This window comes from Paenilisteria newyorkensis (assembly GCF_000766145.1).
In the GTDB taxonomy this organism is placed as follows: Bacteria; Bacillota; Bacilli; order Lactobacillales; family Listeriaceae; genus Listeria_A; species Listeria_A newyorkensis.
Map to the genome: position 1 here is coordinate 70,799 of NZ_JNFB01000011.1, position 10,691 is coordinate 81,489.

The following is a 10,691-nucleotide window of genomic DNA, read 5'->3' on the forward strand; positions in this document are numbered from 1 at the left end:
TCCGATGATTTGTAGTATATCTGATACCTTGTGTCGAATCTTTGGACTCATCACGGTTAAACATTGATATCACTCACTTCATGCCCTGAACTCGAACATTTTTTGCGAAAATCAGCTAAAACAATTTACATCTGGGGTACTTTAATACTATAATTGTCTGATATACCGTTTTTCTCCATGACGGTAATAATGTTAGCAGCTATGTAGATAGAAAAATTAGGTAGTGTAGGTTAGGAGGAAAAAAAATGAACAACATTAAAAAGGTATTAGTTGCCAATCGTGGCGAGATCGCGATTCGCGTACTTCGGGCGTGTACGGAACTAAACATTAAGACAGTGGCGATTTATTCGCAAGAGGATACGGCGGCGTTTCACCGTTATAAGGCGGATGAGGCTTACCTCGTAGGGGAAGGGAAAAAACCGATCGATGCGTATCTGGATATCGATAATATTATCGAGATTGCCAAGATAGCCAATGTTGACGCGATTCACCCTGGTTATGGCTTTTTGTCGGAAAATATCGACTTTGCCAAGCGTTGTGAAAAAGAAGGCATCATTTTTGTAGGACCTAAATCGAAACACCTAGACATGTTCGGTGATAAAATTAAAGCAAAAGAACAAGCTTTACTTGCCGACATCCCAGTTATCCCAGGTAGTAATGGACCTGTGGCAAACGCGGAAGAAGTAGCTGCATTCGGAGAAAAACACGGTTACCCGTTGATGGTAAAAGCTTCTCTTGGCGGCGGCGGACGTGGTATGCGTGTCGTTCAAGGACCGGCGGACGTGAAGGACGCATTTGAACGTGCGGGATCAGAAGCAAAAGCGGCTTTTGGGAATGATGAAGTGTATGTTGAGAAATGCGTTGTGAATCCGAAGCATATTGAAGTGCAGATTTTAGGGGATTCTCACGGCAATATCGTCCATTTATTTGAACGTGATTGCTCGGTGCAACGTCGTCACCAAAAAGTAGTGGAAGTCGCACCATGTAATGCGATTACATCCGATTTGCGTCAGCGTATTTGTGATGCTGCCGTGAAATTAATGAAGAACGTCGATTATTTAAACGCTGGAACGGTCGAATTTTTAGTTGCTGGCGAAGAGTTTTATTTCATTGAAGTCAATCCGCGTGTTCAGGTGGAGCACACGATTACCGAGATGATTACAGGGATTGATATCGTTCAGTCGCAACTGTTTATCGCAGATGGTTGTTCGATGCATGACCAGATCGTGGGTATTCCGCAACAAGAAGAGATTCGTATCAACGGTTCGGCGATTCAATGTCGGATTACGACGGAAGATCCTTTGAATAACTTTATGCCAGATACTGGTCGTATTAATACATACCGCTCAACTGGTGGTTTTGGAGTGCGTCTTGATGCTGGGAATGGTTTCCAAGGTACGATCGTGACGCCGTTTTACGATTCTTTACTTGTAAAATTATGTACGTGGGGCATGACGTTTGAACAAGCGTGTCGCAAAATGATTCGTAACTTGATTGAGTTCCGGATTCGTGGCGTGAAAACGAATATTCCGTTCTTGCTAAACGTGGTACAACATCCTGATTTCATTAGCGGAAACTACAATACATCGTTCATCGATTCGACGCCTGAATTGTTCGATTTCCCGAAAGTGCGTGACCGCGGTACGAAGACGCTTCGCTACATCAGTAATGTGACGGTGAACGGCTTTCCAGGCATTAAACATCGCGAAAAACTGGTCTATGATGATTTGCGCATTCCGAAGATTCCTTTCGACGCAAAAATCGAACCAGGAACGAAACAAATTTTGGATGCAAAAGGTCCTGCGGGAATCGTGGAATGGGTCAAATCGCAAAATGAGGTCTTGTTGACGGATACGACATTGCGTGACGCGCATCAATCGCTCTTGGCGACGCGTGTTCGTTCGAAAGACATTTTCCAAATTGCCGATCCGATGGCGCATTTATTGCCGAACATGTTCTCGTTTGAAATGTGGGGCGGGGCAACGTTTGATACGGCTTACCGCTTCTTGAATGAGGATCCGTGGGTGCGCTTAGAAACATTGCGTAAACAAATTCCAAACGTGATGTTCCAAATGTTATTACGCGGCGCGAACGCTGTTGGCTACAAAAATTATCCGGATAATGTGATTCGCGAATTCGTGAAGCAGTCTGCGCAAAGTGGCGTCGATGTGTTCCGTATTTTTGATAGCTTGAACTGGTTGAAAGGCATGGAAGTGTCGATTGAGGCGGTTCGTGATGCTGGTAAAGTCGTGGAAGCAGCGATTTGTTATACAGGCGATATTGAAGATGCGACGCGTACAAAATATAACGTGGATTACTATAAAGATATGGCAAAAGAGCTTGTGGCGCAAGGTACGGATATATTGGCGATTAAAGATATGGCTGGACTTTTGAAACCACAAGCGGCGTATCGTCTTGTGAGCGAACTGAAAGACACGATCGATGTGCCGATTCACTTGCACACGCATGACACGAGTGGTAACGGGATTTATACGTATGCCGCGGCGGTTAGTGCGGGCGTGGACATTGTCGACGTATCATCAAGCGCGATGAGTGGCGCGACGTCTCAACCGAGCATGACTGGGCTTTACTACGGTCTTGAAAACGGAAAACGTCAAACGATTCTCAATGCGCACAATTCGCAAATGATTAACCATTATTGGGAAGATGTTCGTAAATACTACAAAGACTTTGATAACGCGCTGAACTCACCGCAAACCGAGGTCTATATCCACGAGATGCCGGGTGGTCAGTATACGAACTTGCAACAACAAGCCAAAGCAGTGGGCTTAGGCGATCGTTGGGATGAAGTGAAAGACACGTACGCGGTCGTAAATGAAATGTTCGGCGACATCGTGAAAGTAACACCATCCTCGAAAGTAGTCGGCGATATGGCGCTGTTCATGGTACAAAACGACCTTACAGAACAAGATGTATACGATAAAGGCGAAACGCTAGATTTCCCAGATTCGATTATCGAGTTCTTTATGGGCGAGATTGGCCAACCGTACGGCGGATTCCCAGAGAAGCTGCAAAAACTTGTTTTGAAGGGCCGCACACCTTTGACAGAACGTCCAGGTGCTTTGATGGAGCCAGTTGATTTTGAGGCAGTTCGCGCAGAGCTTGCTGGGAAAATGACGACGGGTGAGCCGACGGACCACGACGTGATGTCTTATATTCTATATCCGAAAGTGTTCCTAGATTACTTGACGATGATTGAGAAATATGGTGATGTGACGGTGCTTGATACGCCGACTTTCTTTAAAGGTATGCGTTTAGGCGAGACGGTGGAAGTGGAGCTTGAAAAAGGTAAAACGCTGATTATCAAGTTAAACTCAATCGGAGAACCAATCGCAGACGGCACACGCGTGATTTACTTCGAGCTAAACGGTCAACCGCGTGAAATCTCCGTACAAGACTTTAACGTCCAATCAACCGTTGTGACACGTCGCAAGATTGATACGACGAATCCAGAACATGTCGGAGCAACTATGACAGGTTCCGTGATTAAGATTGTCGCTGAGAAAGGCCAAGAAGTGAAGAAAGGCGATCCACTTCTAATCACCGAAGCGATGAAAATGGAAACAACAATCCAAGCCCCATTCGACGGCAAAGTCAACGCGATTTTCGTCACAGACGGCGATGTGATTGAGTCAGCTGACCTGCTTATGGAAGTGGGCCGTGTCTAACACATAGAACGCAGAGGGAAAAGTCGGGATATCCAAACGCCCGACTTTTTCCATTTTTGAAAGGGAGAATTCAGATGCCATTAAAAAAAATAATTACGGCTTTAAGTCTAGCCATCGTCCTCGTTTTAGCAGGCTGCGGAGCACAAACGACATCTGAGAAAACGGCACAAAAACCGGAATACATAGCAACAGACGCGACGGGCGCCAAAATGGAGCTCAGCGCGAAACCGAAAAAAATCGTGTCCTTGATTCCCAGCAATACCGAAATTTTATACCGTCTAGGGCTCGGTGAAAACGTGGTAGGTGTCACATCGAGCGACGATTATCCAGCTGCGGTCAAAAAAGTTCCCGTCGTTGCAACAACAGAAATCAACGTCGAGAAAATCATCGGTATGAAACCCGACCTCGTTCTTGGCCACGCCTCTATCATGAGCTATAATAAAGACGCCTACGATCAAATCAAACAAGCCAATATCCCGCTGTTCGTCGTAGAAGATGCGCAGAACTTCGACGCAGCCTACAAAACATTCACCCAAATTGGCGACCTCACCGGCACGACGAAAGAAGCCGAAAAACTAGTATCATCCATGCAAGTAACCGATAAAACGATACGCAAAGAAGCCAAGCAACAAGTCAAAACGAAAGCAAAAGTATGGCTAGAAATCAGTCCAGACCTCTACACAGCCGGCCAAGACACGTTCATCAACGAAATGCTCACCAACATCCAAGCAACAAATATCGTCTCCGAAAAAGGCTACCCGCAATACAGCGAAGAGCAAGTCATCCAAGCTGCGCCCGACGTCATCATCACGATTTATCCCAATGCCAAACAAGAAATCGCCAAGCGCTCCGCGTGGAAAAACATCCCGGCGGTAAAAAATAATCGCATCTACGAAATCGATCCATCCATTGTCAGTCGCCCAGGACCACGCCTCATAGAAGGACAAGAAGCCTTATTCGAAGCTATCTATCCAAAATAAATCCGCGTAAAATACAGATCTTACTTTACAAATGCCCACTTTTGAGGTAATTTAACATAAGGTGGGTTTTTACCATTTTTCAAATAGCTCACCGCCAATACGTAGAAACAGATCTACATTTACGGAAGAATCGACTAAAAAGCAGCCCAGAAAAACAAACCAGAAACGCGTAAACGACATCATTATGTACCTTTTTCTAAGAACAAGGGGTGGAGCCTATACGACATGGAGCAAGCGATTTTCGGTTACTAAACTAGCTAACCGCATTATTATTCCGGAAAGAAGTGTTTTTGTGAAACAAGTAATAGAAGTCCTAAAAGAACAATTTAAGTACGCGCCAATGATTTTTCGAATTGCGCGTTATGAAGATAAAGCGACGTATCAAAGCCATTACCTAGGCCTTGCGTGGCAAATTTTAAACCCATTAATTCAAGTTGCGATTTACTACTTTGTATTCGGATTCGCGATGCGTACTAAGTCTGGAATAGAAGGTGCCAGTTACATTGAATGGATGCTTGCTGGTATCATTCCGTGGTTTTTCATCAGCGCCGTGATTTTGCAAGGAGCAAATAGCATTTTCAATAAGATTCACCTCGTTTCTAAGATGAAATTCCCAATGAGCGTCATGCCAAACATTACAATTGTATCGAATTTGACGAGTTACGTCACGATGATGATCATCTTTTTTGCGCTACTTTTCATAAAAGGCGCACCAGTTTCGATGTATTGGGCCCAGTTTTTCTACTATTTTGTGGCGATGATTGCGTTCCTTTTCAGTGTGACGTTACTAAATGCCACGATCAGCGTGCTTGTACGTGACTACTATGTCATGCTGCAATCCGTTCTGCGCGTCCTCTTTTACGTGTCAGGCGTCGTCTGGAACTTGAATACGATGCTACCAGGCTGGGTTGTAGACCTTTTGAAACTAAACCCAATCGTCTACATTATCGAAGGATTCCGAGACAGTTTTGTCGGGCATAAAGGCTTTTGGCAAGAACCGTCCTACACGGTCTACTTTTGGCTGATCACGCTCGTTTGCCTCTATGTCGGATCCGTATTACACATGAAATTCCGCGAACGCTTCGTGGATTATTTATAGGAGGTAAGGACAAATGGGAAAAAATATCAAAGTAGCATTCAAACATGTGTCCAAAGAATACGACCTCTATCAAAATAAATCCGATAAAATCAAAGGCCTATTCTTGCCTAAAAGTAAACAAATGCAATCCTTCTGGGCACTGCGCGACGTCAATTTCAACATTTATGACGGCGAAACAGTGGGACTAATCGGTATCAACGGCTCCGGAAAATCAACCATTTCCAACATCATGTCCGGCGTTATCCCGCCAACCCAAGGCGAAGTAGTCATTAACGGTGAAACATCGCTCATCGCCATCGCAGTCGGCTTAAAAGGCCCGCTGACCGGTTACGAGAACGTCCGCTTAAAACTACTCATGCACGGCTTGAAAACATCCGAAATCGATGCTCTCATGCCAAGCATCATTGATTTTGCCGATATTGGCGACTTCATGAATCAACCAATCAAAAACTACTCCAGCGGTATGCGCTCCCGACTAGGTTTTGCGATTTCGGTTCATACCGATCCAGATATCCTCGTTATCGATGAAGCGCTATCCGTTGGTGACCAGACGTTTTACAAGAAATGCGTCGATAAAATTACCGAATTTAAAGAAGCCGGCCGCACCATCGTGTTCGTCAGCCATTCCTTGGGCCAAATGAAGAGCCTGTGTGACCGGATTATCTGGATGCACTACGGTCAAATCCGCGAAATGGGACAAGCCCAAGAAGTAGCCGACAAATACGACGAGTTCGTACGCTGGTTCAACGGCCAATCCAAGTCCTACAAAAAAGAATACCAAGACGACTTCAAACGCAAACAGAAACGTCCACAGAAAGTCATCTACCCGAATCCAAGCGCGAATAAATACCAACTTACTTGGTTCGACAAAATCGCGCTGACGGTGCTCATTGCGCTGGCGATATTCTTTGGATACTGCGTTGGGACCGGGCAATCGGTGCTTGGCATGTTCAAGGCGAGCGATGACGGGAAACCAGTAGTGACCGAGACGGTGAATGTGGTAAGTAAGACCAAACAGCTTTATTAGTTCATGAAGAAATAGTATAATGAAAGCAGACAGTTAAATATTAGGCTGTCTGCTTTTTTGAGAGAGCGTATTTGAAGGGGAGAAATCAATGAAAAAAATTGCAGTACTTGGCAGTTGTGCCACGCGCGATAACTTTAATTCCATTTTTAATGCTGATTATAAGAAGAAATTCGAATGTGTTCTCATGCAAAATCAGAGTTCTATCATTTCCATGGCATCTAAAAAAAGAGAGAACCCAGTAGTGCCAGAGGACGATTTTTCAGAATATGATGAGTGGTGCGTTAGATCCGATTTCACAAAAGAATTTTTCGACCATTTAGCGAAACTTCAACCAGATACGATTATAGTGGATTTGTTTGGAGATGCTCATTTTGGTGTGTTAGAAGTAGAGCCAGGTGAATACGTGTCGAATAATCGCTGGAAACTGTGGCGAACGGCATATTATAAAGATGTATTAAAAGGTAAAGCGGAGGAGCTATCCATTGATAAAGACCGCGAGCAATATATGGAACTTTGGAAAAAATCATGGGATATCGTTCTTGATAAGTTAAAAAAAGCATCACCTAAGAGCAAGATTATTCTTCATAAAATCCAGAATGTGAAAGAATATTATAATTTTGATGATAACAAATTTGATATTGCGACTTCTGGTAAGGTGAAGAATATTAATGTGGATTATTATAATGAAATGTTGAATGAGATGTATGATTACATCAAGAAAGCCGATAGGTCGATTAAAACTATTGATTTATTTGATAATAAGAAAGAATTTTTAAGCTTTGATGAGCACCCTTGGGGTATTTTTTATGTGCACTACACAATGGACTATTATCCATTATTCATGAATAAGCTCATTGCAATTGAGAAAGATAGTAGTTGGTTTAGGATATTTAAGAAGAAAAAGGAAATGGTTAGCGAATAAGTTGGTGGAGAAGGATATAGCGTAATGCTGTATCTTTTTTCATGTCTCCGCTACCTAAGGGCTACATCCCATAAAATAATGATTGCGCTAACAAGAAAATTGTGTTAGATTAAGGAAGGTGATAAAAAATAACATAGAAAAGGGAGAACTACATGAAGAAAAAACTAGAAAAAATACTAATACTGGGGATGGCGTTAATGCTTGCTTTATCAGCAATAACAGTATACAATCCTCAGCAAGCTTCGGGAGCAATAACAGATAAACCAGCAAAGACAACAATTAAGACATTTTCAAGTGGTATAGGAAAAGGATATCTAGATATTTCTTGGAAAGCAATGAGTGGTGCAACAAATTATAAAATTTTGATTAGCAATGGCTATAATTATGAGTATTTTTTGACTGGTAATGTTACAAGCTGGTCAACCAAAGGCAAAAATATATTTCCAACTAAGGAGGAAATAGCGCAGGGGAAATATAAATTTCATTCAGATGGCAAGGGTGCTGAATTTGCCAGTGATCCTCGTAGTCTTTATGAAAATGGGTATAAAGCTGGCAGTACATTTGGGTTAAGGAATCAACAAAAATATATAGTCCGTGTAATGGCAATTTATTCAAACGGTGAAGGACCAACATCAGACATTACGGATGCATATATCCCTTCGGACAAGCTGGAATCAGGCGAAATTAAAACGTACTCAAATGGCGTTGGAACTGGGAGTGGATATATTGATGTATCTTGGAAGGCAGTACCAGCTGCTATAAATTACAAAGTAATTATCAGTAACGGTTATAATTATGAACATTTCACAACAGGTAATGTGACATCATGGACAACAAAAGGGAAGAAAATATACCCTACAAAAGATGAAATTAATCAAGGGAAATATAATTTTCATACAGATGGGAAAGGGTTAGATTTTGCGAGTGATCCAAGGGCTTTATACGAGAATGGATATAAAGCAGGTAGTACATTTGGATTACGGAATCAAGAGAGATATATAGTACGTGTAGCGGCAATTTATTCATGGGGAGAGGGCACAGCTTCAGATATAATTGATGCATATATGCCACCAGAGACACCAGTTGATAAACCTAACAAGTCAATAATTAAAACTGTATCGAATGGCGAGGGCACAGGAACTGGTTATATGAATGTATCGTGGACACCAGTTTCAGGTGCGGTTGACTATAAAGTTATTATAAGCAATGGATATAATTACGAGTACTTCAAAACTGGAAATGTTACATCATGGACAACAAAGGGGAAAAATATTTTCCCAACAAGTGAAGAATTGGAGAATGGAAAATATAAATTTCATACAGATGGTAAAGGTGTGGAATTTGCAAATGATCCGAGATCGTTATATGAGAATGGCTATCAAGTTGGTAGTACCTTTGGTTTAAGGAATCAGAAAAGGTATATTGTACGTATTTTAGCAGTATATCCATGGGGAGATGGACCAACATCAGATATAACAGATGCTTATATGCCTAATGAGGTTTCGGGGGTCCAAGAAGGGGAAGTTGTAGACCTTGAGTTGAACTCTGCAGAAATTAAGCAACAGTCATTAGGAGAGGCTGAATTGGTTGCAACTTTGAAGACTACAGATGAAAGTGAGCACGAAGATTACCTTTATGAATACTTAAATAGTGAGGAAAATATCATTAAAGAAAAGCTAGAAACTGATGAAGAGTTGGTAGTAGAAAAAGTTATTATAAATGGTGAAGAGAAAGATGAAACATATCAAATTAATGAAAATGAATACCTAAATATAAGTGGTGATGGTATATCTATTGATAAGACAGAAGAAGGGCTAGAAACTGAAGCTACTCCTGAGCAGGAAGCAGAGCTTAATAATGAAGAATCGAGTGATGATGAGTTAACCTTTTTGAGTGAGATACAGAAAAGTATGAATGAATTGTTTGTTGGAAAAAAGGTGACGGCAGCTGCAAAATCGAGAACAAAAAATGCTTCGCATGAAAGATATCATTATTCTTGGTGGGGAACTAAAATATTTGGGGCTAAGATTGGAGCTGAATTTACCTACAACGGTACCAAAGTAACAGCTCGAACTACAGTGAACTGGGTAAAACGTTATTTTGAAGGAGCGCATTGGAGTGTTTACGGTAAAAAGAATGGTGTGCAAAAACCTAGTTCTAAAAAAAGAGTGGTATATCAAGAGGCGACAACATCCTGGGGGTTAGCATATAAGGGAACGGGGCTTGTATTCCATGAATGTTTCATACGTGTCAATGTAGCCTGCAATCAAAATGGAACAATATCAAAATCTAGTGTTTTAGATGATTAATTTAGGAGTGAGGTTAATTTGGCTTTTTCAGAGTTGGTGACTATACTGGTCATTGTAACTTTCGGGATCATATACTGTGTTCAAAAGTATAAGAAGAAGTATGGGAACAAAAATAAATGGTGATTTAAAAGAGAAAGCTAAATTTTGTTTGTGCTGTCCCTATAGGATTTAGGTTTAAAACATTAAGAAGAGGGTGGTGAATAAATTGTCTTCAATATTTGATTGGACTGATACATTATGGGTAATCATTGCTCCATTAATTTTTCTGACTTTACTAACAGGTGTCATTTTATATATACGACAAAACTATAGAAAAACGAATTAATTAATATTAGTGTAATAGCAATAACGGTTCTATTCTTTTAAGTATTGCTATTAAATCAGGATGTGAGGAAGTGACTTTTATGTCAAGTATAGACTTCTATTTAAACATAGGAATTCCGCTGCTCATTGCTTTCAAAGTACTCATCATAGCAACAGTTATATACGCTTTGTTTTTATTAAGGAAAATCGCGAACAAGTAACGAATTTTTTCAACAGATTTATTATATTAAATTTAATACGAGTTTGAGACAAAAGGTTCTCTGAGGGAGTGTAAAATAAACTGTGTAAATAATGAATCCTAGGTTCATTGTTTATGCAGTTTTTCTTTTTTGGTACAATGA

Annotated in this window: 6 protein-coding genes; all 6 read left to right on the forward strand. The window is 41.3% G+C overall.

Features of this window, described 5'->3' with window-relative positions; translation table 11 throughout:
- Positions 1 to 245 precede the first annotated feature (245 nt).
- The 6 genes from pyc to EP58_RS04565 all read left to right on the forward strand — a co-directional run bounded on the left by pyc (position 246) and on the right by EP58_RS04565 (position 10,026).
- The gene (gene pyc, locus EP58_RS04540; RefSeq protein ID WP_036090642.1) at positions 246 to 3,689 is read left to right on the forward strand and encodes a pyruvate carboxylase; all 3,444 of its coding nucleotides are present in this window, start codon (positions 246 to 248) and stop codon (positions 3,687 to 3,689) included.
- A gap of 74 nt (positions 3,690 to 3,763) precedes the next feature.
- On the forward strand, positions 3,764 to 4,669 hold the full coding sequence (locus EP58_RS04545) for an ABC transporter substrate-binding protein (protein WP_036090645.1): 906 nt from the start codon (positions 3,764 to 3,766) through the stop codon (positions 4,667 to 4,669).
- 292 nt (positions 4,670 to 4,961) lie between these two features.
- A complete protein-coding gene (locus tag EP58_RS04550; RefSeq protein ID WP_036090648.1) occupies positions 4,962 to 5,768 on the forward strand; it encodes an ABC transporter permease in 807 nt (268 codons plus the stop codon).
- 13 nt (positions 5,769 to 5,781) lie between these two features.
- Positions 5,782 to 6,795, forward strand: a complete 1,014-nt coding sequence (locus EP58_RS04555) for an ABC transporter ATP-binding protein (RefSeq protein WP_036090651.1) — start codon at positions 5,782 to 5,784, stop codon at positions 6,793 to 6,795.
- 88 nt (positions 6,796 to 6,883) lie between these two features.
- Positions 6,884 to 7,717 carry a DUF6270 domain-containing protein gene (locus EP58_RS04560; protein ID WP_052171345.1) on the forward strand — a complete coding sequence of 278 codons (834 nt, stop codon included), beginning with the start codon at positions 6,884 to 6,886 and terminating at the stop codon, positions 7,715 to 7,717.
- Positions 7,718 to 7,869: 152 nt separating this feature from the next.
- On the forward strand, positions 7,870 to 10,026 hold the full coding sequence (locus EP58_RS04565) for a hypothetical protein (RefSeq protein ID WP_036090655.1): 2,157 nt from the start codon (positions 7,870 to 7,872) through the stop codon (positions 10,024 to 10,026).
- Positions 10,027 to 10,691: the final 665 nt, after the last annotated feature.

Bases quoted from the DNA above. Each gene is read 5' to 3' on its own strand.
- EP58_RS04555 (WP_036090651.1), top strand. From the start codon at position 5,782: ATGGGAAAAAATATCAAAGTAGCATTCAAACATGTGTCCAAAGAATAC.
- EP58_RS04560 (WP_052171345.1), top strand. From the start codon at position 6,884: ATGAAAAAAATTGCAGTACTTGGCAGTTGTGCCACGCGCGATAACTTT.
- EP58_RS04545 (WP_036090645.1), top strand. From the start codon at position 3,764: ATGCCATTAAAAAAAATAATTACGGCTTTAAGTCTAGCCATCGTCCTC.
- pyc (WP_036090642.1), top strand. From the start codon at position 246: ATGAACAACATTAAAAAGGTATTAGTTGCCAATCGTGGCGAGATCGCG.
- EP58_RS04565 (WP_036090655.1), top strand. From the start codon at position 7,870: ATGAAGAAAAAACTAGAAAAAATACTAATACTGGGGATGGCGTTAATG.